Annotated in this window: 26 protein-coding genes; 16 read left to right on the top strand and 10 right to left on the bottom strand. The window is 63.9% G+C overall.

Translation table 11 applies throughout. The features are described 5' to 3' along the window. Positions 1 to 2: 2 nt before the first annotated feature. Positions 3 to 1,184 carry a GNAT family N-acetyltransferase gene (locus tag ABID59_RS35355; RefSeq protein ID WP_354086425.1) on the bottom strand — a complete coding sequence of 394 codons (1,182 nt, stop codon included), beginning with the start codon at positions 1,182 to 1,184 and terminating at the stop codon, positions 3 to 5. A gap of 129 nt (positions 1,185 to 1,313) precedes the next feature. Between ABID59_RS35355 and ABID59_RS35350 the strand changes: the two genes are divergently transcribed. Further along, complete coding sequence (locus ABID59_RS35350; protein WP_354086424.1) at positions 1,314 to 2,357, top strand: polysaccharide deacetylase family protein; 1,044 nt, start codon at positions 1,314 to 1,316, stop codon at positions 2,355 to 2,357. A 55-nt stretch (positions 2,358 to 2,412) separates the two neighbouring features. On the opposite strand, the gene ABID59_RS35345 is transcribed toward ABID59_RS35350, so the two are convergent. Further along, positions 2,413 to 2,622 (bottom strand): DUF2842 domain-containing protein, encoded by a 210-nt coding sequence (locus ABID59_RS35345; protein ID WP_354086423.1) that lies wholly within the window; start codon positions 2,620 to 2,622, stop codon positions 2,413 to 2,415. A gap of 110 nt (positions 2,623 to 2,732) precedes the next feature. On the opposite strand from ABID59_RS35345, the gene ABID59_RS35340 reads away from it, so the two are divergent. Next, positions 2,733 to 3,812, top strand: coding sequence for a COX15/CtaA family protein (locus tag ABID59_RS35340; RefSeq protein WP_354086422.1), 1,080 nt, complete (start codon positions 2,733 to 2,735; stop codon positions 3,810 to 3,812). A gap of 10 nt (positions 3,813 to 3,822) precedes the next feature. Here ABID59_RS35340 and ABID59_RS35335 read toward each other — a convergent pair whose 3' ends face one another. From ABID59_RS35335 to ABID59_RS35315, 5 genes are all read right to left on the bottom strand, one after another. Further along, positions 3,823 to 4,167, bottom strand: a complete 345-nt coding sequence (locus tag ABID59_RS35335) for a hypothetical protein (RefSeq protein ID WP_354086421.1) — start codon at positions 4,165 to 4,167, stop codon at positions 3,823 to 3,825. A gap of 105 nt (positions 4,168 to 4,272) precedes the next feature. Next, entirely contained in the window at positions 4,273 to 5,025 is a 753-nt protein-coding gene (locus ABID59_RS35330) for a class I SAM-dependent methyltransferase (protein ID WP_354086420.1), read from the bottom strand. A gap of 135 nt (positions 5,026 to 5,160) precedes the next feature. Continuing rightward, on the bottom strand, positions 5,161 to 6,441 hold the full coding sequence (locus ABID59_RS35325) for an O-acetylhomoserine aminocarboxypropyltransferase (protein WP_148753586.1): 1,281 nt from the start codon (positions 6,439 to 6,441) through the stop codon (positions 5,161 to 5,163). Positions 6,442 to 6,571: 130 nt separating this feature from the next. Continuing rightward, entirely contained in the window at positions 6,572 to 7,156 is a 585-nt protein-coding gene (locus ABID59_RS35320; protein ID WP_354032721.1) for a CoA-binding protein, read from the bottom strand. A gap of 19 nt (positions 7,157 to 7,175) precedes the next feature. After that, entirely contained in the window at positions 7,176 to 8,000 is an 825-nt protein-coding gene (locus ABID59_RS35315; protein WP_354086419.1) for an enoyl-CoA hydratase, read from the bottom strand. Between the two features lie 82 nt (positions 8,001 to 8,082). Between ABID59_RS35315 and ABID59_RS35310 the strand changes: the two genes are divergently transcribed. From ABID59_RS35310 to ABID59_RS35285, 6 genes are all read left to right on the top strand, one after another. Continuing rightward, positions 8,083 to 8,511 (top strand): PaaI family thioesterase, encoded by a 429-nt coding sequence (locus ABID59_RS35310; protein WP_148753589.1) that lies wholly within the window; start codon positions 8,083 to 8,085, stop codon positions 8,509 to 8,511. A 158-nt stretch (positions 8,512 to 8,669) separates the two neighbouring features. Next, a complete protein-coding gene (gene rplM, locus ABID59_RS35305; RefSeq protein WP_091965253.1) occupies positions 8,670 to 9,134 on the top strand; it encodes a 50S ribosomal protein L13 in 465 nt (154 codons plus the stop codon). 2 nt (positions 9,135 to 9,136) lie between these two features. Next, positions 9,137 to 9,616 carry a 30S ribosomal protein S9 gene (gene rpsI / locus ABID59_RS35300; protein ID WP_007611021.1) on the top strand — a complete coding sequence of 160 codons (480 nt, stop codon included), beginning with the start codon at positions 9,137 to 9,139 and terminating at the stop codon, positions 9,614 to 9,616. A 229-nt stretch (positions 9,617 to 9,845) separates the two neighbouring features. Then, the gene (locus ABID59_RS35295) at positions 9,846 to 11,078 is read left to right on the top strand and encodes a GGDEF domain-containing protein (RefSeq protein ID WP_148753590.1); all 1,233 of its coding nucleotides are present in this window, start codon (positions 9,846 to 9,848) and stop codon (positions 11,076 to 11,078) included. A gap of 57 nt (positions 11,079 to 11,135) precedes the next feature. After that, positions 11,136 to 11,372 (top strand): hypothetical protein, encoded by a 237-nt coding sequence (locus ABID59_RS35290; RefSeq protein WP_148753591.1) that lies wholly within the window; start codon positions 11,136 to 11,138, stop codon positions 11,370 to 11,372. A gap of 98 nt (positions 11,373 to 11,470) precedes the next feature. Next, on the top strand, positions 11,471 to 11,767 hold the full coding sequence (locus ABID59_RS35285) for an antibiotic biosynthesis monooxygenase family protein (protein ID WP_148753592.1): 297 nt from the start codon (positions 11,471 to 11,473) through the stop codon (positions 11,765 to 11,767). A 6-nt stretch (positions 11,768 to 11,773) separates the two neighbouring features. On the opposite strand, the gene ABID59_RS35280 is transcribed toward ABID59_RS35285, so the two are convergent. Beyond that, positions 11,774 to 12,910, bottom strand: a complete 1,137-nt coding sequence (locus ABID59_RS35280) for an AI-2E family transporter (protein ID WP_148753593.1) — start codon at positions 12,908 to 12,910, stop codon at positions 11,774 to 11,776. A gap of 260 nt (positions 12,911 to 13,170) precedes the next feature. On the opposite strand from ABID59_RS35280, the gene ABID59_RS35275 reads away from it, so the two are divergent. The 6 genes from ABID59_RS35275 (at position 13,171) to ABID59_RS35250 (ending at position 19,713) form a co-directional block, all read left to right on the top strand. Further along, positions 13,171 to 13,944, top strand: coding sequence for a gamma-glutamyl-gamma-aminobutyrate hydrolase family protein (locus ABID59_RS35275; protein WP_354086418.1), 774 nt, complete (start codon positions 13,171 to 13,173; stop codon positions 13,942 to 13,944). A gap of 264 nt (positions 13,945 to 14,208) precedes the next feature. After that, positions 14,209 to 15,306, top strand: a complete 1,098-nt coding sequence (pdhA, locus tag ABID59_RS35270; RefSeq protein WP_502916851.1) for a pyruvate dehydrogenase (acetyl-transferring) E1 component subunit alpha — start codon at positions 14,209 to 14,211, stop codon at positions 15,304 to 15,306. Further along, a complete protein-coding gene (locus ABID59_RS35265; protein ID WP_354086416.1) occupies positions 15,299 to 16,279 on the top strand; it encodes an alpha-ketoacid dehydrogenase subunit beta in 981 nt (326 codons plus the stop codon). The genes pdhA and ABID59_RS35265 overlap by 8 nt, the downstream gene beginning before the upstream one ends. A 50-nt stretch (positions 16,280 to 16,329) precedes the next feature. Beyond that, the gene (locus ABID59_RS35260) at positions 16,330 to 17,424 is read left to right on the top strand and encodes a dihydrolipoamide acetyltransferase family protein (RefSeq protein ID WP_354086415.1); all 1,095 of its coding nucleotides are present in this window, start codon (positions 16,330 to 16,332) and stop codon (positions 17,422 to 17,424) included. A 149-nt stretch (positions 17,425 to 17,573) separates the two neighbouring features. Beyond that, entirely contained in the window at positions 17,574 to 18,962 is a 1,389-nt protein-coding gene (locus ABID59_RS35255; protein ID WP_354032725.1) for an NfeD family protein, read from the top strand. Further along, on the top strand, positions 18,952 to 19,713 hold the full coding sequence (locus ABID59_RS35250) for a slipin family protein (protein WP_354086450.1): 762 nt from the start codon (positions 18,952 to 18,954) through the stop codon (positions 19,711 to 19,713). Before ABID59_RS35255 ends, ABID59_RS35250 begins: the two co-directional genes overlap by 11 nt. 80 nt (positions 19,714 to 19,793) lie before the next feature. On the opposite strand, the gene glnA is transcribed toward ABID59_RS35250, so the two are convergent. Then, on the bottom strand, positions 19,794 to 21,203 hold the full coding sequence (glnA, locus tag ABID59_RS35245) for a type I glutamate--ammonia ligase (protein ID WP_354086414.1): 1,410 nt from the start codon (positions 21,201 to 21,203) through the stop codon (positions 19,794 to 19,796). A gap of 150 nt (positions 21,204 to 21,353) precedes the next feature. Further along, positions 21,354 to 21,692 (bottom strand): P-II family nitrogen regulator, encoded by a 339-nt coding sequence (locus tag ABID59_RS35240; protein ID WP_007603495.1) that lies wholly within the window; start codon positions 21,690 to 21,692, stop codon positions 21,354 to 21,356. A gap of 378 nt (positions 21,693 to 22,070) precedes the next feature. Here ABID59_RS35240 and ABID59_RS35235 point away from each other — a divergent pair, with 378 nt between their 5' ends. Both ABID59_RS35235 and ABID59_RS35230 read left to right on the top strand, forming a co-directional pair. Then, entirely contained in the window at positions 22,071 to 23,570 is a 1,500-nt protein-coding gene (locus tag ABID59_RS35235; protein WP_354086413.1) for an NAD(P)H-hydrate dehydratase, read from the top strand. Further along, on the top strand, positions 23,570 to 24,004 hold the full coding sequence (locus tag ABID59_RS35230) for a GNAT family N-acetyltransferase (protein ID WP_148753601.1): 435 nt from the start codon (positions 23,570 to 23,572) through the stop codon (positions 24,002 to 24,004). Before ABID59_RS35235 ends, ABID59_RS35230 begins: the two co-directional genes overlap by 1 nt. Positions 24,005 to 24,096 lie beyond the last annotated feature (92 nt).

Genomic DNA, 24,096 nt, shown 5'->3' with positions numbered 1-24,096 from the left:
GCTTAACCGAACGCTTGCCGCAGCCGTCGCGCCAGGTCGAACAGCATCTGGTTCTGCTTGACCAGGCGCTTACCGTGGTTGAGTGAGGACATCGCCATCGCCGCGAGCTTGCCGCGCGAGGTCAAGGGCACGAAGCTGTCAAAAATGTCCTCGTCGTCCTTGCAGAACATGCGCTTGTACTCGTCCGTGCCGATACCGAGGTCGAGCGAGCGATAGCCGCGCTCGGCGTAGCGGTCGATGATGTAGCGCATCAGGATCAGACCCGGGCTGTAGCGGGCGTGCTCCGACATCGTGTAGGTGTTGAACATCATCGAGAAGCGCTGGCCGTCGGCGACGCCGGCGAAGATCGCGATCACCTCGTCGTCGCATTCGAGCGCATGGATGTCGATGACACGGCCTTCGCCGCGCGGCGCGAGGCAGGCGCTGCGGATGAACTGTTCGACGCCCGGCTCGGCAAAGACGTTCGGCAGCTTCTGCTCGGCCATCCGTACCGGCTTGAGCCGGAAGAACCAGTCGAGCAGGCGGGTGACGTCCGCGTCCGTCGTCGCAAGGTGGTAGCGATAGCCGGCGAGCGCCTGTAGTTTCTTCTCCTTGCTCTTCAGCCGGCGGCGGAAGGAGTTGCTGATCCGGGATGCCGGCGGGCCGCCCGGCTCCATCGCCAGCAGCGGGCAGCCATTGATCGCGCTCTGCTGCGGCAGCATGGCAAACGGGTTTTGCTGGTCGTGCCAGCGCTTCGGCTGCTGTCTCAGCGCGAGCACGTCGACCTGGTCATGCAAAGGCGCGAACAGTACGTCGAGATCGGCGGTGACAGCCTGTGCTGCGAACTCAGCGTTCCACAGCGCCATGTTGAAGGTCGTGTGCTTGCCGCCCATGAAGCAGGCCGTGCGCACACCGTGGCCCTGGCGTAGCGCGAGGGGGAGCAGCGCGAGCGGTGTCTGCCCGGCGTCGCGGGCGATCACGACGAAGGGACGGGCGCCTTCGCGTTCCCCGACCGATCGTTGCCACGAGCCCAGGAGCTCGAACCGCTGATAGGGCGTGAAGAGATGACCGGGCTCCTCGAGGGCGCGCCAGACCGCCTCAGCCTCTGCAATATCGCTGATGAGGTCGACATGCGCGATACGGCTCGCTTTCGACCGCGCTGGCGATTCTGCCGTCCGGCTTTGCATCGCCGCAGCCATGGTCATCCGCGAAACCTGTCGAGAAAACGAAAAATGCGTATTTCGGCCTGTGGCCGACCTTTGCAAATAAATGTCAACAAAGGGTAATGACAATAGCTGAGGGAACGGGCCGCCGGCGAACGCGAAGGTGGGATATTGGCATCCGACGACAGATGGCTGGAGCGGTTGCGGCTCGAGCTGGCCTGGTTCACCGGCCAGCCGCTGCTGCGCAGCCGTGGCGCCGGCGCAATCTTGCGCTTCGAGCGCGTGCGGCCGCGGCGGAGCGGTGCGTTCCAGCCACTGCGCCAAAACGAGATCACGCCGCAATTTCTCGATCGTGCTATTCGCGCGCTGAAGCGCTGGAATTATGATTTTCTCGGCATGGACGAGGTCTGCCGGCGCGCGGTGACGCTGCCGGAGAAGCGGCGCTTCGTGGCGCTCACCTTCGACGGTGCTGCCAAGGACCTCATCAGCTTCGCCTATCCGGTGCTGGCGCGCCACGCCGTGCCGTTCACGCTCTACGTTCCCACCGCCTTTCCTGATGGCGTCGGCGAGGCGTGGTGGCTCGGGCTCGAGCAGGTGATCGCGCGCGAGAGCCGGATCAACCTGATAATGGGCGACAGGGAGCAGCGCTTTACCGTTACTGATAATGCCGAGAAGCAGGCGCTGTTTTCGTTCCTCGAGAGCTGGCTGCGCTCGCTGCCGCCGGCAGATTTGTCGGTGGCGATCGCCGATCTCTGCACGCGCTACCGGATCGATCTTGCCGCACTCTCGCGCGAGGCGTCGATGGACTGGGAGGATCTGGCCAAGTTAGCTGCCGACCCGAGTGTCACGATCGGCAGCGCGACCGTGAACTATCCCGTTCTCGCCAACATAAAGGACGTCGCCGCGTTGCGCGAGATGACGATGGGCAGGGCGGTGGCGGAAGCGGCCTTCCGCCGCGAGATTCGGCATCTGGCGTTTCCGTTCGGCGATCGCGCCTCGTTTCGGCGCAGCCACGTCGTGATGGCGGAGGAGGCCGGTTTTGCCAGCGCGGTGTCGACCATTTCGGGAATCGTAGATGCGGAAGGCCGCACCAATCTGCGTGCGCTGCCGCGGATTTTCTGGGACGGGAGGATGCGCTCGCTGCGCATGATGCGCGTGCTGGTGTCCGGTGTGGCGTTTGCGCCGGTGAAACCGACGGGCAGTGTTACGAGCTGACTCAACGATGGTTAGAGCCTTCAAATCCGACAAGCGCGCAAGCGCGTTTGCGGGGTTAGGCGCGATCGGGCCGCTGCATCCAGCTCACGATCGGCATCGCCGGCAGCACCCAGCCCATGCCGACCACCACATAGTAGATCGCCTGTCGCCAGCCGGACTCGGCGATCCACGGCATCTGCGCCGCCGCCATGCCGAGCAGGGCCCAGACGGTGGCCAGCACCAGGAGCAGGATGGCGCCGAAGAACTTGCGGGTGCGGATCGTCATGGCGGAATATTGCGGCTTTCGCGTAACTTGCGCTGCGGGAGCGGGGGACTATAAGGGGCACGCAGTCCGGTTCAAGTAGCTTAGATACAAGGCTTGGTCTTGCCCCTGAAATGACGACGAATTCCGCCCCGAAAAACTCACGCGCCGTGCGCTGGTGGCTGATCTCCGTGGCCGCCCTGATCGCGCTGATGGTGCTGGTCGGCGGCGCGACGCGGCTGACGGAATCCGGCCTGTCGATCGTCGAGTGGAAGCCCGTCACCGGCAGCGTGCCGCCGCTGTCGGAGACGCAATGGACCGACGCGTTCGAGGCCTACAAGAAGATCCCGCAATATCGCGAGCTCAACGCCGGGATGTCGCTCTCCGAGTTCAAGCAGATTTTCTGGTGGGAATGGAGCCACCGGCTGCTCGGCCGCTTCATCGGGGTTGCCTATCTGCTGCCGTTCCTGTTCTTCCTGTGGCGCGGCGGTCTCTCCGGCGAATTGAAGCGGCGGCTGTGGCTGCTGTTCGGGCTCGGCGGTCTCCAGGGCGCGGTCGGCTGGTGGATGGTGGCATCGGGTCTGTCGGAGCGGGTCGAAGTGTCGCAATATCGGCTCGCGACGCATCTGGTGCTGGCGCTGCTGATCTTCGCCGGCATCGTCTGGACGGTGCGGCGGCTCGCCGATCGGCCGCAGCTTGCCGTTCCCGCGCGGCTGCGGTTCACGAGCGCGGTGCTGGTGATCGTGACCTTCATCCAGATCTATTTCGGTGCGCTGGTCGCGGGCTTGCGCGCCGGACGCGCCTACAACACCTGGCCGCAGATCGACGGCGCCTTCATTCCGTCTGCGGAGCGGCTGTGGTTCGAGACGCCGTGGTGGCGCAACATGTTCGACAATGTGCTGACGGTGCAGTTCGAGCACCGCATGACGGCTTATCTGCTGTTCGCACTGGCGGCGCTGCACGCGTTCGACGCGGTGCGTTCACGCGCCGGCTCGGCGGCGAGCGGTGCGCTCTGGTTGTTCGCGGCCGTGAGCGTGCAGGCGGTGCTCGGCATCCTTACGCTGCTCAACCAGGTGCCGATCGATCTCGCTCTCTCGCACCAGACGGTTGCGATCGTGGTGCTCACGCTTGCGGTGATGCAGGCGGAGCGGCTCGCTCCTCGGCGATCGGCCGAGATGCAGCCGCGCGTGGTGCCGGTCGGCCAGGCCGGCTGATCCCGGCTGATCAGCAATAACCGTAGATGCCGCACGAGTAGGGCAGGCGCCAGAAATAATCGACCTGCTTCCCGCCGTAATACGAGCCCTGATAGTCGTAGTCCCAAGGGCGGCCGTAGTAACCCGGCAGGGTATGCGAGCCCGGCAGCAGCGGCGTGCCCGGCAGATTGCGGATGTAGCTGCCGATGCCATAGGCCGGCGAGATCAGCGCATCCGGATCGGTCTCGACATAGACCTTTGGCGGTTCCTGCGGCGGAGCGGCGGCCCGTCGCTTCGGCGTCGCCGGCAGATCGGCGGCAACAGCGGCTGAAACCGTCAGCATCGCTGCCAGGGCAGGTACCATCCAGCGCAGCATTTTCGGCTCCGAATCAAAGGCGCGATCCAAAGTCCATGTATGCGGCAGATATGGTTAATGACTGTTAACTGCCGCCCGCGGGCGCGCTTCCACGGGCTGCGCTGATCAGGCAGGGAATGTCCTGACCGGGGTGACGACCGCGTCGAATTGAATGCTCACCCTGTTCTTCAGAACGTGCTGGATGACCTCCGTTTCCGACTTGTCGAAAAACTCATCCCAGTTCGCGGCTTGACCGAACTCTCTCGCGAAATCGATCTCGGCGAATTTTCCAAGGAAGAGGGCCGTGACGTCAGACTCATTGTTCTTCGCGAACAAATGCTTTTGTCCCGACTTCTTCATGTACAGGCTGATCATGCGGAGAGCCTTGTAGACCAGCGCGCTGTCATGAAAGAGAACGATCGCATCGCTCTTCACCAGCGGAAGCGTCCACAGGAAGTCCCTGAAGCAGGCGATATCGGTGTGCTCGCCATCGATGAAAGCGACATCGAAGCTGTTTTCCGCCCCTTGGACCGAATCTACCGAGCCATCGAACGTTGTCAGCTTGGACGTCGGAACGCCACGCGACACCAGATTATCGATCATGGTCTGGTGCGTAATTCCGGAATAGTCGTACTTGGCGCCCCTCTCGTCTGGCTGTTGCCGCCCTCTTTCATCAATTGAGAGCACCGCCTTGCATGCGGGGTCCAGCAGAAACGGGGTCAGGCTCCCGCCGAGATAAGAGCCGATCTCGACGTAAGAAAACGATCCCAGGACTCTCTTGGTGAGAGCTATGGTCTGCAACAGGAACCTTTTATCGTGAGCGCTTGTTTGCGAGGGAATTGGGAAAAGCGTTCCGATGTCCGGCACGGCGATATTCATGGCCATCCTTGTGCAGTCGCGATCACGCTCGGTTGAGTCGTGGGAGCGTTGAGCGACGGTAGCGACGGAAGCTGGCGCGGAGCCTTCGGCATGGCGAAGCGCCAAATCCCGGTGCGGATGGATAGCGTTGAAGCTCTACGCGCTCAGCGCCTGCTCCAGGTCTGCGATCAGGTCTTCCTTGTCCTCGATGCCGATCGAGAGCCGGACCACGTCGGGGCCGGCGCCGGACTTGATCTTGGCGGCGTCGTCGAGCTGGCTGTGCGTGGTTGAGGCCGGGTGGATCACGAGCGAACGGGTGTCGCCGACATTGGCCAGATGCGAGAACAGCTGCAGTTTCGACACCAGATTGACGCCGGCGTCATAGCCACCCTTCAGGCTGAAGGTGAACACGGCGCCCGCACCCTTCGGGGCATATTTGCGCGCGAGCTGGTTGTACTTGTCGGTTGCCAAGCCGGCATAGTTCACCGCGGACACCGCGGAGTGGCCGGCGAGGAATTCGGCGACCGCCTTGGCGTTGTCGCAGTGCTTCTGCATGCGCAGCGGCAGCGTCTCGATGCCGGTGAGGATCATGAAGGCATTGAACGGTGACAGGGCGGGCCCGAGGTCGCGCAGGCCGAGCACGCGGCAGGCGATGGCAAAGGCGAAATTGCCAAACGTCTCTTGGAGACGGATGCCGTGATATTCCGGCCGCGGCTCCGACAGCATCGGATATTTTCCGCCGGTGGACCAATCGAAGGTGCCGGCATCGACGATGATGCCGCCGAGCGAATTGCCGTGGCCGCCGAGAAACTTCGTCAGCGAGTGCACGACGATGTCGGCGCCGTGGTCGATCGGGCGGATCAGATAGGGCGAGGCCAGCGTGTTGTCGACGATCAAGGGCACGCCCGCCTTGCGCGCCACCGTCGAGATCGCCTCGATATCGGTGATGCTGCCGGCGGGATTGGCGATAGACTCGATGAAGATCGCTTTCGTGCGCGGCGTCACCGCGCGCTCGAAGCTTGCGACGTCATCGGGATCGGCCCACACAACGTTCCAGCCAAAACTCTTGAACGCATGCGAGAACTGGTTGATCGAGCCGCCATAGAGTTTTCGCGCGGCGATGAATTCGTCGCCGGGCTGGAGCAATTGCTGCAGCACCACGACCTGCGCGGCATGGCCCGAGGCCACCGCAAGCGCGGCGGTGCCGCCCTCGAGCGCGGCCACGCGCTCCTCCAGCACAGCATTGGTGGGATTGCCGATGCGGGTATAGATGTTGCCGAACGCCTGCAGGCCGAACAGCGAGGCCGCGTGGTCGGCGTCGTTGAACACGAACGATGTCGTCTGATAAATCGGAGTCGCGCGCGCACCGGTGGTGGGATCGGGCTGTGCACCGGCATGCACGGCGAGGGTCGAAAATCCCGGAAGGCGATCGCTCATTTGGGGGGCGTCCTGTTCTTATGGTCTGAAATCGCGCGGCATGCTGATCGGCGTCACGGCTGCCGTCAAGCCGCCGCTTCACAGCTCGGCGCTACGCATTGTCACGTTCGCGCAATGGAAATTTATTGCGTCAGTTTTGTTCGGTCTTGTTTTTGGCGGCGCGATCCGAGGCCGCGGTCTCGCCGCCGCCGACACTCATCCGATTGAGGGACAGCCGCATGCCCTGCGTCGGCGCAGGCGGGCGCTTGGAGCTGAGCGTGCGCGAGTTGACGCCCATCCAGGAAATTTCCGACGACAGCCTGCCATATTCGATTTTTGGGCAGCGGTTCATCACGACCTTGATGCCTGCGGCTTCGGCCTTTTCCGCCGCCGCATCGTCACGCGCACCGAGCTGCATCCAGATCACCTTCGGCAGCGGATCGAGCGTGAGGGCCTCGTCGACGACGGGCACGATGTGGCTGGAACTGCGAAAAATATCGATCATGTCGACGGGACCTCCGATGTCGCGCAGCGAGGCGACGAAGGGCTTTCCGAGCAAGTCCTTGCCGACATGACCGGGATTGACCGGGATCATGTCGTAGCCACGCTGCGCCAGATATTTGAACGCAAAATAACTCGGCCGCACATTGACCGGCGAGGCGCCGACCATCGCGATCGACTTGACGCTGTTGAGGATGGCGCGGATGTAATTGTCGGGATAGGCGTCGTGGTTCATCTGGCGTCTTTTCTTGTTGTCACTCATCCCGCCATGTTGGCGCGCGCTTCTCGATGAAGGCGCCGATGCCTTCCTCGGCGTCGCGCGCCATCATGTTCTCGGTCATCACCTCTGCCGCATAGCGATAGGCGTCCGCAAGGCCCATCTCGGCCTGGCGGTAGAACGCCTCCTTGCCGAGCTTGACGGTGTAGGCCGACTTCAGCGCGACTTGTTGCGCCAGCGCGATCGCGGCGTCGCGCTCGGTGCCGGCGGCGACCACGCGATTGACGAGGCCGATCTCACGGGCGCGCTGGGCCGGGACCGGCTCGCCGGTGAGCAGCATCTCCATCGCCTGCTTGCGCGGCACGTTGCGCGATAGTGCCACCATCGGCGTCGAGCAGAACAGGCCGATGTCGACGCCGGGTGTGGCGAAGCTCGCCGCCTCCGACGCGATCGCAAGATCGCAGCTCGCCACCAGCTGGCAGCCGGCGGCGGTCGCGATGCCCTGGACTGCTGCGACCACCGGCTTCGGCAGGTGCACGATCGCCTGCATCATCGCGCTGCAGGCGTTCATGAGCTCGGCGAAATAGGCGCGGCCGCGATCGGGATCGGTGCGGCGTGCGGTCAGCTCCTTCATGTCGTGGCCAGCGGAAAAGGCCGGGCCGTTGGCGGCGATGACGGCGGCGCGAATGCGCTTGTCCTCGGCAATCGCGTTGAAGCTTGCATGCAGCTGGCCGATCATCGCCTCCGACAGGCTGTTGCGCGCGGCGGGGCGGTTCAGTGTCAGCACGGCGACACTGCCGACGATCTCCCGCAGCAAGATCGGCGGTTCCGGGGAGGGGGGTCGGGCGGGCTGGACGGACATTGAAGATTCCGCTTGGGTTATTGCAGTTGGATGACGCAGATAACTTAATGTAACAAGCAACGTGAAGCGAGGGTGAGGGGGCATGGCGTTAGCGAAAATGAGCGTGGCGGAGCTCGAGCAGTTTCTCCGCGACGAATTTCCCCAAGCCTTCAGCGGCGACGACATCATGATCGAGAGCGCGGACGGCCAGACCTGCCTTTTGCGCCAGCGTTACAGCGAACGGATGCTGCGGCCGGGCGGAACGGTGTCCGGCCCCACGCTGATGGCTCTGGCGGATTTCGCCATGTACGTGGTGCTGCTGTCGGCCATCGGGCCGATCGGGCTGGCGGTGACCACCAATCTCAACATCAATTTCCTGCGCAAGGGCCAGCCGGGGCAGGATGTGCTGGCGGAGGCCCGGCTGCTGAAGCTCGGCAAGCGCCTGGCGGTCGGGGAGGTGAACTTGTTGTCGGGGACCTCGCCCGATCCGATCGCCCATGTCACATCGACCTATTCCATTCCAAATGTTTGATCTTTTTGGAGGTATTATAGCACCTTATTTCTAAGACACTGATTTTATTGGTATAATTTACGTGTCCAGGCATTGACCGTTGCGCGTCTCTTCTCTAGAAACCCGCGCAGTCCGGTGCGGTGTTCGCGCCGCTATTCCCCGTCCACGGAAACTCTGACATGAAAACCTTTTCGGCAAAGCCGGCCGAGGTGACGAAGAAGTGGGTGCTGATCGACGCCAAGGGTCTGGTCGTCGGCCGTCTCGCCACCATCGTTGCCATGCGTCTGCGCGGCAAGCATCTCCCGACCTACACCCCGCACGTTGACTGCGGCGACAACGTCATCATCATCAACGCCCAGCATGCAGTCCTCACCGGCCGCAAGCGCGAGCAGAAGACCTACTACAAGCACACCGGCTATGTCGGCCACATCAAGGAGCGCACCGCGCGCCAGATCCTTGAAGGCAAGCATCCCGAGCGCGTGCTCGAGAAGGCCGTCGAGCGCATGATCCCGCGTGGTCCGCTCGGTCGCGTCCAGATGGGCAACCTCCGCGTCTATGGCGGTGCTGATCATCCGCACGAGGCCCAGACGCCCGAGAAGATCGACATCGCCAAGTTGAACCGCAAGAACACGAGGGCCGCATAATCATGGCCGAATCCATTCAGTCGCTCGACCAGCTCTCGCAGCTCAAGACCGCGGCGGCGCCCGATGCGCCCAAGCACGAGAAGAAAGTCGACAAATTCAACCGCGCCTACGCCACCGGCAAGCGCAAGGACGCAGTCGCCCGCGTCTGGATCAAGCCGGGCGCCGGCAAGGTCACCGTCAACTCGCGCGAGGTCGAGGTCTATTTCGCCCGTCCCGTGCTGCGCATGATGATCGAGCAGCCGTTCTCCGTGGCCGCCCGTTCCGGCCAGTATGATGTGATCTGCACCGTCGCCGGCGGCGGCCTGTCCGGTCAGGCTGGTGCTGTTCGTCACGGCATCTCCAAGGCGCTCACCTATTTCGAGCCCGAGCTGCGCACCGTGCTCAAGAAGGGCGGCTTCCTCACCCGCGACTCGCGCGTGGTCGAGCGCAAGAAGTACGGCAAGGCCAAGGCCCGCCGGTCCTTCCAGTTCTCGAAGCGTTAATCGCTTCGGTCGCATTCGCCGCGAAAGCGGCTTCAATGAGAAGCAAAAGGGCGCTGATTTCAGCGCCCTTTTTGTCATTCGTTTGTACGCAAATTGAAGACGAGTTTCCCGAAAACTTGGGGCCGCGTGAAAACCTGAATGGAACTCGCGGGACATAGCGTCGCATCTGGAAGGGCGCGCAAATCGGATGTGCCGATCGCGTAACTGCTATGTTCAAGAGGGGGCCGACATGATGTCGCTCGATAGCATGACGCTCTATTTGGTTGCCACGATGGTCGCCGCATTGCTCGGCGCCATGATGGTGTTTTTCGGCAGACAGGAGAACAGCCCCGCGCTGAAATGGTGGGGCACCGCTTATCTGCTCGGCGCAGCTTCCGTCGCGCTGTGGACGGCGACCGGCGACAAGCTCGGCTCGCACCTCTATCTCGCATTGAACGCGGTCGGTTTCGTCGCCTGCGGCATGGTGTGGAATGCGGCGCGCGTCTTCCACGGCCGCAAGCCGAACTGGCCCGGTCTCGTGCTTGGTGCACTCGCCTGGGTCGCGACCGTAACACTGCTCGATCCCACCGCGTCGATGCTGCGCATGATCATCGGCGCCGGCATCGTCTCGGTCTATGCGGCGCTGACCGCGAGCGAGCTCTGGGTCGAGCGGCGCAAGAGCCTGCAACGGCGCTGGCCGGCCTTCGTGGTGCCGGTGATGCACGGCTGCGTGCTGATGCTGCCGATCCTGCTCGGCAGCTTCCTGCGCCCGAACGATGCCGGCTTCTCCCACAGCGTCTGGGTCACCGTGTTCGCGGTCGAGCTCGTGCTCTATGCCGTCGGCACCGTGTTCGTGATCTTCATGCTGGTGTCAGAGCGCACCGTCACCGCGCACCGCACTGCCGCGTCGACCGATCCGCTGACTGGCATGCTCAACCGCCGTGGCTTCTCGGAAGCCTGTGCGCGGACGATCGAGCGCGAGGCCAAGGGCGGCCGGCCCGTCACCGTGATGATCTTCGACATCGACCATTTCAAGTCGATCAACGACCGCTTCGGCCATCCCGCCGGCGACGAGATGCTGAAGCTGTTCTCGACCGTGGTCGTCAATAATCTGCGCATCTCGGACCTGTCGGGCCGCATCGGCGGCGAGGAGTTCGCCGCACTGCTGCCCTGCGCGCTGGAGGAGGGTGTGCTCGTCGCCGAGCGCGTACGCGAGGCGTTCGAGACCTCGGGCGTCGTGGTCGACGAAGGACCGGTCGACACCACCGTCAGCATCGGTGTGGCCGGCGGCCCCGCCGGCACCGAGCTCGAGGTGCTGCTGGCCTCGGCCGACACCGCGCTCTACCAGGCCAAGCGCGGCGGCCGTAATCGTGTCGAGGCCGCGGAGGAGCTGCCGTTGTCGCTGGAGAACTGGCGCCGCCAGAGCGCCGCGCGGATCGGTGCAGCGAAGCCAGAGTCCAAGACACAGCCGGCGACGGCCTGAGACGAAAGGGCTTCGCGGTAATCCTCTGTTTACCATTCGGTTCCTACCATTGCGGTCATGGAATCGATCCGTCGACAGAACCCGCAGGCCGCCCTGATGTCGCTCGAAGCCGCCGCGGCCTCGACGCGCGGCGGCTTTGCCTGTCTGTTCTCGACAGCGGACGAATACGAGACCGCCCTGATTGCCGAGCGCCGCGCCCAGGGGCGTTACACGCCGAGCCGCAGCTATTGGCCGATCGCGCTGTTTCTCGGTTGCGCGCTCATCGTTGCAGGCACCGTGCTGCTATTCGCCTGAGAGCGCCGCATTTTCGGCCGGGCAGGGCGCCGTTTCGGCGCCTTTTTCTTTGGTGCCGGCTGCGGTAGATACGGTCACCAAGCAAAAGGGTGAAACCGATGATCACCGAGATCGCGCAAATCGACGTCAAGCCGGGCAGCGAGAAGGATTTTGAGGCCGCCGTCGCCAAGGCCAAGGCCGCCTTCGGCCGCTCCACGGGCTTTCATGGGTTTGAGCTGCACAAATCGATCGAGAAGCCGCAGCGCTATCGGCTGATGGTGAAATGGGCGACGCTGGAGAACCATACCGTCGACTTCCGCAGCTCCGAGAATTTCACGGAATGGCGCGGACTCGTCGGTCAGTATTTTGCCTCGCCCCCGGAGGTCGAGCACACCGAGACCGTGCTGACGACCTGAGCGAGGTCAGGCCACCTCTGCGAGGGGCGGCGTCTCATACGTCTTGAAATGGTCGATCATGACCTTGGCAATGGCGACGAGGGGCAGCGCCAGCGCCAGGCCCCAGATTCCGAAGACGACGCCGAGCAGGATCTGGAACGCGAACAGCGTGGCCGGCGGAATGTCCAGCGCCTGGCGCTGGAGTAGCGGCGTCAGCACGTAGCTCTCCATCGCGTGGACGCCGAGGAACAGGATCAGCGCCGATAACGCGGGAATCCAGCCCGAGGCGAGGCTCGCCAGCACCACCACCACGCCGGCGATGATGGCGCCGACGGTCGGGATGAAGGCGAGCAGGCCGGCCTGGATTCCCAGGATGAACGAGCCCGGAATGCCGATGATGGCAAGCCCGATCCAGGTCACCACGCCGACCGCCAGCATGACGATGATCTGCGCGATCAGCCAACGCTCCAGCGTCTCGCCGATGCGGTCGATGATAAGGGTCGTGCGGATGCGATATTTCGCCGGTGCGAGAACCAGCAGGCCGTCGTGATAGACGCTGGGCTGCGCCGCGAAGGCCAGCCCCAGGAACAGCACGATGAAGATGTTGCCGACGGCGCTGATCGCCCCGAACAGCAGCTTGAAGGTACGGCTCACGATCGCCCCGCCGCTGGAGGCAAGCGCGCCTGCGCCCGGCAATGGGCCGTGTGCATTCGAGCTCGGGGCAGGCGCCGAGGCGGTGTCGCTGGTGGAAGAGGCGGGCGCGGCGCTGCCGAGATCGAAGAAGCTGGTGTCGATGCCGCGATTGTCGAGGAAGGATTTGACGTGTGCAATCTGCGATTTGATGGTGTTGCTGAGCAGTGAAGCCTGCTCGGCGATGGTGGCGCCGCCGAGATGGGCCACACCCGCGAGCATCAGGACCAGTGCAGCGCAGACGATCGCGAGCCGAAGCGGATGCGGCAGGTGCACGCGTCGCCCGAGCGCGTTGGTCAGCGCGTTGAGCCCGAGGCCCAGCAGCATCCCGGCGAAGATCAGGAGCAGGGTGGCGGCAAAGTACCAGGTGAAGGCCAGCAGGACGGTAAACAGCACGACGCCGATGCCCCCAGCCGAAATGGCCCAGGCCAGGTCGGTGCGGGTCCGGGACCGTTCATCAACAGGATTGGTCACATCGTTTCCTTTCGGAAGGCGCGGCAGGGCCACTCATTCGTGAAATCCCGCCAGGGAGCAAAAGGCTGCGGCCGCGCCGGCTTGACGCGTCCGCGACCTCCTGAGAGCCAACGCCGGCCCATTGAAGGAGTGCCATGGCCGTCACCTGATGGGCATTTGCGCGAAATAGCATTGCCGTCCCGCGATCCCTTCTGTTGAATTTGTTCCCTCAGAGGGGCATCTTTGGAGAATCTTCTTCGGCGGGGAGGTCGGAACGGGAGATGAGAAAGCCGGTCGTCGGCGTGATCGGGAACGCCCATCGCGTCGAAAATCGATTTCAGGTCCAGATGGTCGGCGAGCGCAATCTGCGCGCCGTGGCCGAGGTCTCCGGCGGCTTGCCGGTGATGTTCGCGGGCTCGCCCGACATCACCGATATCGCCGCTCTGCTCGATACCGTCGACGGCATCGTGCTCACCGGGGCGCGCGCCAACGTGCACCCGACCCGCTTCAACGTCGACCCCTGTGAGAAGCACGAGCCTTACGACATCCATCGCGACGAGGTCGCGCTCGCGCTCTCGGTCGCCTGCGTCGCGCGCGGCATACCGCTGTTCGGCATCTGTCGCGGCTTGCAGGAGATGAACGTCGCCTTCGGCGGCTCGCTCCACCCGGAGATCCGCGAAATCCCGGGCCGCATGAACCATCGCATGCCCAGACTCGAGAATGGCGAGATCCATCCCGATCCGACCGTCGTGTTCGCCGACCGTCACGACGTCGACCTCACGCCGGGCGGAGCGTTCGCAACGCTGCTCGGCTGCGAGAAGATCCGGGTCAATTCGCTGCACGGGCAGGGCATCCTCGATCCCGGCAAGCGCGTGCTGATCGAAGGCATCGCCGAGGACGGCACCATCGAGGCGATCCAGATCGCGGAAGCCGCGACCTTCGCACTCGGTGTGCAATGGCACGCCGAATACGACCCGCAGCGCAATCCCATCAACCGCAAGCTGTTCGAGGCGTTTGGCGAAGCGATGGCGGAGCGACAGCGCGCGACGGCATAGTTTGGATTGACCAACCGCCCATGGTTCATGCCGTGCCACGAGGTGGCGCGGGCTAACCCTTCCAAGACCCCATCAGAAAACTGGCGTCGATTCGTTGATCCTTCTCAATGACGCGACCTGTGATGGTGTGAATCGATTGCCGCAAGCGGCGGTGCAGCAAGGACTGCGAGCCCTGCGGAGTAGTCCTTCGGCGGTATTGCATCGTCTGGCACAAACACCACCTGAATGAGTTGTAGAAGGCACAATCGCTCCGGGAGTGAGAGCGTGGCCAGCCGAAGGGTAAACCAGGATCTCCCCGTCATCGCGCGCTTCGAGGTGCGCCACCGCAATTACCTCGCGCCAGATGGCTCGATCCAGCGACCGCTTCCTTCTTTCGCCTCCGATTCCAAGCTGCTGACTGAGCTTTACCGGTCGATGGTGCTGCTGCGGCTGTTTGACCGGAAGGCTGTTGCATTGCAGCGCACGGGCAGGCTTGGGACTTACGCCATTTCGCTTGGCCAGGAGGCCGTATCGGTCGGGATCGCCAGTGCGATGCGGAAGGAGGACGTGCTATTGCCGTCGTATCGCGACAACGGGGCTCTGCTCTGGCGCGGCGTCAAGCTGGAGGAGATCCTCCTGTTCTGGGGCGGCGACGAACGCGGCAACCGGTTTTCAGGGCCGGTTCACGATTTCCCATTCTGTGTTCCGGTCGGGTCCCAGGCGCCGCATGCCGCCGGTGTCGCCTACGCCCTCAAGCTGCGCAAGCAACCGCGTGTCGCGGTGTGCTTGTTCGGCGATGGTGCCACCTCGAAAGGCGACGTCTATGAGGCGATGAATTTTGCCGGCGTGCACAGATTACCACTCGTCTTTGTCGTCGCCAACAATCAATGGGCCATATCGGTACCGTTGCGACAGCAGACCACGTGCGAAACGCTGGCACAGAAGGCGATCGCCGCAGGCTTTATCGGTGAGCAGGTCGACGGCGGTGACGTGGTGGCGATCCGGGCCGCCAGCGAGGAGGCCATTGCCGCCGCCCGCGACGGCAATGGACCCCGGTTCATCGAGGCGGTCACGTACCGGCTCGGCGACCACACCACATCCGATGACGCTGCGCGCTATCGCCCCGCCGAGGAGGTCCAGGCGCACTGGAAGGAAGAGCCGATTGCGCGGCTGAGGGCTTATCTCGTTGCGCAGAAGATGTGGAGCAAGGCGGATGAGGAGCAGCTCGCCGCCGAATGCCATGCGCGCGTCGAGGCGGCGGCCGAACGCTATCTGGCGACAGCGCCGCGCCGTCCCGAAACCATGTTCGATCACCTTTATGCCGATCTGCCGGCAGCCTATGCCGCGCAACGCCGCGAACTTGCGGGAGAGCACGATGCCTGAGGCAACGTTGGTCGAAGCCATCAACTTGGCGCTCGCTCGCGCCATGGAGGATGATCCTGACGTGGTCGTGCTTGGTGAGGATGTTGGCGTCAACGGCGGCGTCTTCCGCGCCACCGCAGGTTTGCAGAAACGGTTTGGGACGGAGCGGGTCCTCGATACGCCGCTTGCCGAGCTCTTGATCTCTGGGCTCTGCGTCGGCATGGCCGCGCAGGGACTGAAACCGGTCGGCGAGATCCAGTTCATGGGGTTCATCTATCCCTGCCTGGATCAGCTCGTGAACCATGCATCCCGATTGCGCAACCGGACCCAGGGACGGCTCACCTGTCCCATGGTTCTGCGCACGCCGCACGGTGCCGGCATCCGCGCGCCCGAGCATCATTCCGAAAGCACCGAGGCAATGCTCGCCCATATTCCCGGCTTGCGCGTCGTCATGCCTTCCTCGCCGGAACGTGCCTATGGATTGTTGCTCGCCGCTATCCGCGATCCCGATCCCGTCGTGTTTCTCGAGCCGACGCGCCTGTACCGTGCGGCCAAAGGCGAGGTGGAGGACAATGGCGAAGCCTTGCCGTTGGATGCCGCCTTTGTCTTGAGGGAAGGCCGCGATCTCACGCTGATCAGCTGGGGGGCCATGCTGAAGGAAACCATGGCTGCGGCGGAGGCACTTTCCGTCGAAGGCATCGCCGCGGAGGTCATCGATCTCGCCACGCTCAAGCCCTACGACGAAGACACCGTGCTCGGTTCGGTCGCCAAGACCGGCCGTTGCGTGATCGTGCATGAGGCCGCACGGACCGGCGGATTTGGCGCCGAGATCGCCGCTACAATTGCTGAGCGCCGCCTCTCCTCGCTGCTTGCGCCTGTGACCCGCGTGACCGGCTACGACACCGTCGTTCCGATGGCGCGCCTGGAGCAATACTACATGCCGTCGGTCGAACGCATCATGACTGCTGCCCGCAAGGTCTGCCAGTTCAGCTAGATGTCAACGGAGCGGATTTCAACGGACCGGATTTTCACGGACTTGGGCCCATGCGCCAGTTCACATTGCCGGATCTTGGAGAAGGCCTCGAGGAGGCGGAGATCGTGAGCTGGTATGTCGGCGAGGGCGATCACGTCGTCACCGATCAGCCCCTCGTGTCCGTCGAGACCGACAAGGCGGTGGTTGAGATACCATCTCCGTCGAGCGGGCGCATCGCACGCGTGTTTGGCGCCAAGGGCGATATCGTCAAGGTCGGCGCGCCGCTCGTCGAATTTGCCGAGGGCGCCGAACAGGACACCGGCACCATCGTTGGCGACCTCGGCAGCGGCGAACGTCGGCCCGCTCCAGGAACGCCTGCCGAGCCCCTGACCGGACCGCAGGTGTTTCCGGCTGTGCGGGCACTCGCGCGCAAGCTCGACGTCGATCTTGAGAGCGTGGAGCCCACGGGTCCCGGCGGCACCGTCACGCGGGCCGATGTCGAGCGGGCCGCGAAGATTGTGTCCCAAGCCGGCAGCGCCGAGCCGCTCCGAGGCACGCGGCGTGCCATGGCACAGCGCATGGCAACAGCCCATGCGCAAGTTGTTCCCGCCACGGTGACCGATGAAGCCGACATCGACGATTGGCCGACGGGCGAGGACGTGACAATCCGTCTGGTGCGGGCCATTGCTGCCGCCTGCACGGCGGAGCCCGCCCTTAATGCCTGGTACAATCCCAGCGCAGGAGAACGGCGTCTCATGACGCGTGTCGATCTCGGCATTGCCGTGGATACCGAGGGCGGCCTGATTGTTCCTGTGTTGCGCAATGTCGCGGAGCGCAGCGTATCGGATTTGCGGACGGGGCTCGACCGGCTGCAGGCCGATGCCATCGCGCGCTCGATACCGCCTGAGGAGCTGCGTGGCGCGACGATCACCCTATCGAACTTCGGGATGATCGGCGGCCGGTTCGCAAATCTGATCGTCGTGCCGCCCCAGACGGCCATCATCGGTGCCGGACGGATTTCGCCAGGCGTCGTCCCGCATCGGGGGCAGCCTGCTGTGAGGCGCACGCTGCCGCTGTCGCTTACCTTCGATCATCGCGTCGTGACCGGTGGTGAAGCTGCCCGCTTCATGGTCGCACTCAAGTCGGATATTGAGCAGATGTCGTGAACGCTGCTGGTAACGCGCTCGCACCAAAAGTCCTTTGGTTGCCCAGATCAATCGCATCGCACAACGGTGCTCATGATTCCCTTTATTCCTAATTCGGGCATTGAGGTTCCGGAACTGGACGCCATATCTTCGGCAAGGGAGCCCTTGCCGTGCAGACCATGAAGGCGGCCCTCGTTGCGACGATCGGCATCGTCGCTTTTCTGTCCTGTCTCCGTCCCGGCCTGGCGGAGGAGAATCGCCGTCTTGCACTCACCGTCACAATCGATGGAGCCATTGGGCCGGCGTCGGCCAGCTACGTGAAGGAGGCACTGGCCAAGGCGAGCGAACGGCGCGCCGAGGTCGTGCTTCTGACAATGAATACGCCCGGCGGTCTCAACTCCAGCATGCGCGAGATCATCGCGGATGTGCTCGGCTCGTCCGTTCCCGTCGTCGGCTACGTCGCTCCCTCCGGCGCCCATGCGGCGAGTGCGGGGACCTATATCCTCTATGCGACCCACATCGCGGCGATGGCGCCAGGCACCAACATCGGTGCCGCGACGCCGGTGCAGATTGGCGGACCGCTTCCCGGTCTGCCGAGCGGTGCACCCGACAAGGACAGCAAGGACAAGAAGGATGAGCCGAAGGACCCGATGACGGCGAAGGTGACGAACGATGCCGTTGCCTTTATCCGCAGCCTCGCCGAACTGCGCGGCCGCAATGCCGATTGGGCCGAGAAGGCGGTCCGTGAAGCCGCCACCCTGTCCGCCGACGGCGCGTTGCAGGCGCACGCCATCGACCTCGTCGCGCGCGATCCGGCTGACCTGCTCAGGCAAATCGATGGTCGCGTCGTCGAGGTCGCGGGCGGCGCGACGCAACGCCTGGCAACGCAGAACGCGGTCATCGAAGCCGTCGACCCCGGGTGGATATCCCGATTCCTGGCGGTCATCACCGATCCCAACGTCTCGCTCATTCTCCTGATGGTCGGCATCTACGGCTTGATCTTCGAGTTCATGTCGCCCGGTGCAGTCGCTCCGGGGGTGGTCGGGACCATCTGCCTGCTGCTCGGCCTTTACGCCCTCAACCTGCTGCCGATCAATTATGCCGGACTCGGCTTGATGATGGTCGGAATCGCGCTCCTCGCCATCGAAGCGTTCAATCCGACCGTCGTGATCGGCCTTGGGGGCGTCGTCGCCTTTGTGCTGGGCGCCATCATGCTGCTCAGGGTCGAAGCGCCGGGCTACCGGCTGTCATGGTCGGTCATCGCCGTTGTCGCGGCGATGCTCACCGGTCTCGTTCTGGTCGTGCTTGGCGCGCTTCGGCGCGCCCGCCGCGGCCCGCCAAGGGTTGGCGCGCAAGCCATGCGAGGCCTGGCCGCCGAGGTCCTCGACTGGAACGAGAACGAGGGACACGTCTTTACGCATGGCGAACGCTGGCAAGCGCGCGGCGCCGACAGCTTCAAGCCCGGCGAGAGGGTCGAGGTCGCCAATATCGCCGGCTTGACGTTGGTGGTCCGGCGTCCGAACCCTGCTAGCGGCAAGGGAGACCAATCTGATGATTGAATATTCGATTTATGCAGTGCTTGCGCTAATCGTTGTGATGTTTCTCACCCAGGCCATTCGCATCCTCAGGGAATACGAGCGCGGCGTTATCTTCACGCTCGGCCGCTTCACCGGCGTGAGGGGGCCGGGGCTGATCATCCTCATTCCGGTCGTGCAGCAACTCGTCAAGCTCGATCTCAGGGTGATGGTGCAGGTCGTGCCGCCCCAGGACGTGATTTCGCGCGACAACGTCCCGGTCAAGGTCAATGCCGTTCTCTACTTCCGCATTGTCGACCCCGAGCGCGCCATCATCAAGGTCGGCGACTACATGGCCGCGACCAGTCAGCTCGCCCAGACCACGCTGCGTTCGGTGCTTGGCAAGCATGAGCTCGACGAGATGCTCGCCGAGCGCGACCGGTTGAACGCCGATATCCAGGAGATACTCGACAAGCAGACCGACATCTGGGGCATCAAGGTCACCGGCATAGAGATCAAGGATGTCGATCTCAACGAAAACATGGTGCGCGCGATCGCCAAGCAGGCCGAGGCTGAACGGTTGCGGCGCGCCAAGGTGATCAACGCGATGGGCGAGCAGCAGGCCGCGGAGAAGCTTGTGGAGGCTGGCCGGATCCTCGCGCAGGAGCCGCAGGCAATGCAGCTGCGCTATTTCGCGGCTCTGCACGACATCGCCGGCGAGCGGTCGTCAACCATCGTCTTCCCGCTGCCGGCAGGCCTGCTCGATCATCTAATTCCGCGACGGGATAACCCGTAGCTGGCAAGTTTCTACGTTCGCAAACGAAAAGGCGCCCCTCGCGGAGCGCCTTTTGCTTGATCGCATACAGTCGGGCCAGATCAGCCCGAATAGTACATGTCGAACTCGACCGGGTGCGGTGTCATTTCGAAGCGCTCGACTTCCGTCATTTTCAGCTCGATGTAGCTGTCGATGAAGTCGTCGTCGAACACGCCGCCGGCCTTGAGGAAGGCGCGGTCCTTGTCGAGGCTTTCCAGCGCCTCGCGGAGCGAGCCGCACACCGTCGGGATCTGCTTCAGCTCTTCCTTCGGCAGGTCGTAGAGATCCTTGTCCATTGCCGGACCCGGATCGATCTTGTTCTTGATGCCGTCGAGGCCGGCCATCAGCATCGCCGCGAAGCCGAGATAGGGATTGGCGAGCGGATCGGGGAAGCGCACCTCGACACGCTTGGCCTTCGGCGAAGCGGTGTAGGGGATGCGGCAGGAGGCCGAGCGGTTGCGCGCGGAGTAGGCGAGCAGCACCGGCGCTTCATAGCCCGGGACCAGACGTTTGTAGGAGTTGGTCGACGGGTTGGTGAAGGCGTTGATCGCCTTGGCGTGCTTGATGATGCCGCCGATATAGTGGAGGCAGGTCTCCGACAGGTCGGCGTATTTGTTGCCGGCGAACACCGGCTTGCCGTCCTTCCAGATCGACTGGTGCACGTGCATGCCCGAGCCATTGTCGCCAAAGACCGGCTTCGGCATGAAGGTGGCGGTCTTGCCGTAGATGTGGGCGACCTGATGGATGCAGTATTTGTAGATCTGCAGATGGTCGGCCATCAGCGTCAGCGTGTCGAACTTCATGCCGAGCTCGTGCTGGGCTGATGCGACCTCGTGGTGATGCTTCTCGACCTTGACGCCCATCTTGGCCATGGCGCCGAGCATCTCGGAGCGCATGTCCTGCACGGAGTCCTGCGGCGGGACAGGGAAGTAGCCGCTCTTGGTGCGGATACGGTGGCCGAGATTGCCGCCCTCATATTCGGTGTCGGTGTTGGTCGGCAGCTCCGAGGAGTCAAGCCTGAAACCGGTGTTGTAGGGACCGGAGGAGAAGCGCACGTCGTCGAACACGAAGAACTCGGCCTCGGGGCCGACGAAGACGGTGTCGCCCACGCCCATCGACTTCACCATGGCTTCGGCCTTCTTGGCGATGCCGCGGGGGTCGCGGTTGTAGGGCTCGCCGGTGGTCGGCTCGAGCACGTCGCAGGTGATGACCATGGTGGTCTCGGCGAAGAACGGATCGATCGTCGCAGTCACCGGATCGGGCATCAGGCACATGTCGGACTCGTTGATCGCCTTCCAGCCGGCGATCGAGGAGCCGTCGAACATCGTTCCTTCGGCGAAAATGTCCTCATCGATCATGCTGACGTCGAACGTCACGTGCTGCCACTTGCCGCGCGGATCGGTGAAGCGCAGGTCGACGTACTTGACGTCGTTGTCCTTGATCGATTTCAGGACGTCTTTGGCGGTCTTCATGCATACCCCTTTTGGCTCTGCGGGTCGGTTTCCAGGTGAGCAGATTCGTTCTCGCTTTCGGCGAGTTGGCGCAACCGCACAAACGAAATCAGGCCGCCGAAGCAGCCTTTTTTCTTTCAGAGTGTCGCAAGATTCGGGATAGCACCCGGCTCAGATAGCGTCCAGCCCGGATTCGCCCGTTCGGATGCGGATCGCCTCCTCGATATTGGAGACGAAAATCTTGCCGTCGCCGATGCGCCCGGTTTGCGCGGCGCGGCGGATCGCGTCGATCGCGCGCTCGACCAGGTCGTCGCCGATCACGATCTCGATCTTCACCTTGGGCAGGAAGTCGACGATGTATTCTGCGCCCCGGTAGAGCTCGGCATGGCCCTTCTGCCGGCCAAAGCCCTTGGCTTCGGTCACGGTGATGCCTTGCAGGCCGACTTCCTGAAGCGCTTCCTTCACCTCGTCGAGCTTGAACGGCTTGATGATGGCTTCGATTTTCTTCACTGCGCGCCTCCCGGCCTGGTCGATCAAATAGCAACGTCTTCGTCAGGATGCGCTTTATCTCACGCACGATCTTGTCTTCGCTATGCCGGGACCTGACCAGCCCGGCAACAACGGCCGGCCACACCCAGATATTGCAGTGAGCACGACGAACCGAAGCGGCTTCCTCGAAAGCAGGGTCTATGCCAAGTTGCAAATGCCCTGATTATTGGAGCGTTATCAGCCTTTTAACGAGCATCTCTGATAGGTGGAGCCGACCGCTCAAAATACCGCAGACTACGAAATAGGCAAACGGTTCAATATCTATGCAGATCGTTGTCCCGTTGTCTGGATCGGCACGGAACGTGCCTGTTGAAAAGGCGTTTGGACCAGGGAAGTGGCATGGAAGTTCTAACCACCGCCGAAATGCAGCGGGCTGATCAACTCAGCATCACGGCCGGCACGCCCGGCTTCAAGCTGATGCTGAGCGCGGGCCAGGCGGTCGCGGGCGCCGCCAGAGGACTGGTGGAGGCGGGGCCGATCCTGATCGTGGCTGGCCCCGGCAACAATGGCGGTGACGGTTTTGTCGCAGCCGCCGAGCTCGCCGCACAAGGGCGCGAGGTCTCGGTCATCCTGATGTGCGAGCGGGATCAGCTCCAGGGCGACGCAGCCTCCGCCGCGCGCGGCTGGAAGCACCCGGTGCTGCCGTTCAATCCGCAGGCGATTGGAAAACCGGCGCTGATCATCGACGCGCTGTTCGGTGCGGGTTTGAGCCGTCCCGTCGACGGCGAGGCGCGGGCGATGATCGAGGCGATCAATGCCAATGGCGCGCCGGTGCTGGCGGTCGATCTCCCAAGCGGCATCAACGGCACCAGCGCGGCCGTGCTGGGCGTGGCGGTGAACGCCGCCGAGACCGTCACGTTCTTTCGCAAGAAGGCCGCGCATTTGCTGCTGCCGGGTCGCATGCATTGCGGCCGCGTGCGCGTCGCCGACATCGGCATCGACGCGCAGGTGCTCGACGAGATCGCGCCGCAGACCTTTGAGAACGATCCGGATTTCTGGGGCACCGCCTTTCCGGTGCCGCGCATCGACGGCCATAAATACGCACGCGGTCATGTGCTGGCGATCTCCGGCGATGCGGCCGCGACCGGTGCTGCGCGGCTCGCCGCCCGGGCCGCCTTGCGTGCGGGCGCCGGCCTCGTGACGCTCGCGACCCCGCGCGATGCGCTGGCGATCAATGCAGCCGCGCTGACCGCCGTGATGGTTCGCCCCGTCGACACCGTGGTCGAGTTCGGTGAGTTGCTCGGCGACAAGCGCTACAACACCTGCATGATCGGTCCCGGCGCCGGCGTCGGTGAGCAAACCTGCGATATCGTTCATACCGCCATCTCGGCACAGCGCCATGTCGTGCTCGACGCGGATGCGCTGACGAGCTTTGCCGCCAATCCCGAGCGACTGTTTGAAACGATCAAGTCTTCGCCAGAGGCCCAGGTGGTCCTGACGCCGCACGAGGGCGAGTTTCCGCGGCTGTTCTCCGACCTCAGCAACAAGACTCCGGGCCGCTCGAAGCTCGAGCGCGTCCGCGCCGCTGCCGAACGCTCCGGCGCCGTCGTGCTCTTGAAGGGCCCTGACACCACGATCGCCGCGCCTGACGGCCGCGCCACCATCGCCGCCAACGCCCCGCCATGGCTCGCCACCGCCGGCGCCGGCGACGTGCTCGCCGGCATCATCGCAGGGCTGCTGGCGCAGGGCGTGCCGGCGTTCGAGGCCGCCAGCATCGGCGTCTGGATGCACGGCGAGGCCGCGAGCGAAGCGGGGCCCGGGCTGATCGCAGAAGATCTCACCGAGACGCTGCCGGCCGTGCACCGGCGGATCTACAACGCGCTCGGGATCGAATACTGATGCTCCGGCCGCTCGCGCTCGCCGACATGGGCGCGGCTGCGCAGGTCCACCGGATCGCGTTCGACCAGGCGATGCCGTGGCTCACCGGGCTGCACACGCCGGACGAGGACCGCTGGTTCTACCGCGAGCGTGTCTTTCCGACCTGCCGCGTCTGGGGACGCTTCGACGGCGATGAGCTGGGCGGAATCATCGCGTTTCGTGACGGCTGGATCGAGCAGCTCTACGTTCGTCCCGGCGTGCAGGGCCGTGGCTTCGGCACGGCACTGCTCGACATCGCCAAAGCCGCCAGCGAGCGGCTCGAGCTCTGGACCTTCCAGCGCAACACACCGGGCCGGCGCTTCTATGAAGCGCGCGGGTTCAGGCTGGCCGAGGAGACCGACGGAACGCGGAACGAGGAGAAGGAGCCGGACGTCCGGTACGTTTGGACACGCTAGAGCGTTAGCCGATCAGGTTGCAAGTACCCTGCGGCCACGAAGTAGTTTGTGGATTCTGCGGGCGTGTAGGTGTCGACGATGCGACCAATAGC

Origin of the sequence: Bradyrhizobium sp. S3.3.6, from assembly GCF_040546905.1 — a bacterium.
GTDB lineage: Bacteria > Pseudomonadota > Alphaproteobacteria > Rhizobiales > Xanthobacteraceae > Bradyrhizobium > Bradyrhizobium cytisi.
The sequence above is the reverse complement of the archived record's forward strand: the minus strand, read 5'-3'. Positions and strand labels throughout refer to the sequence as shown.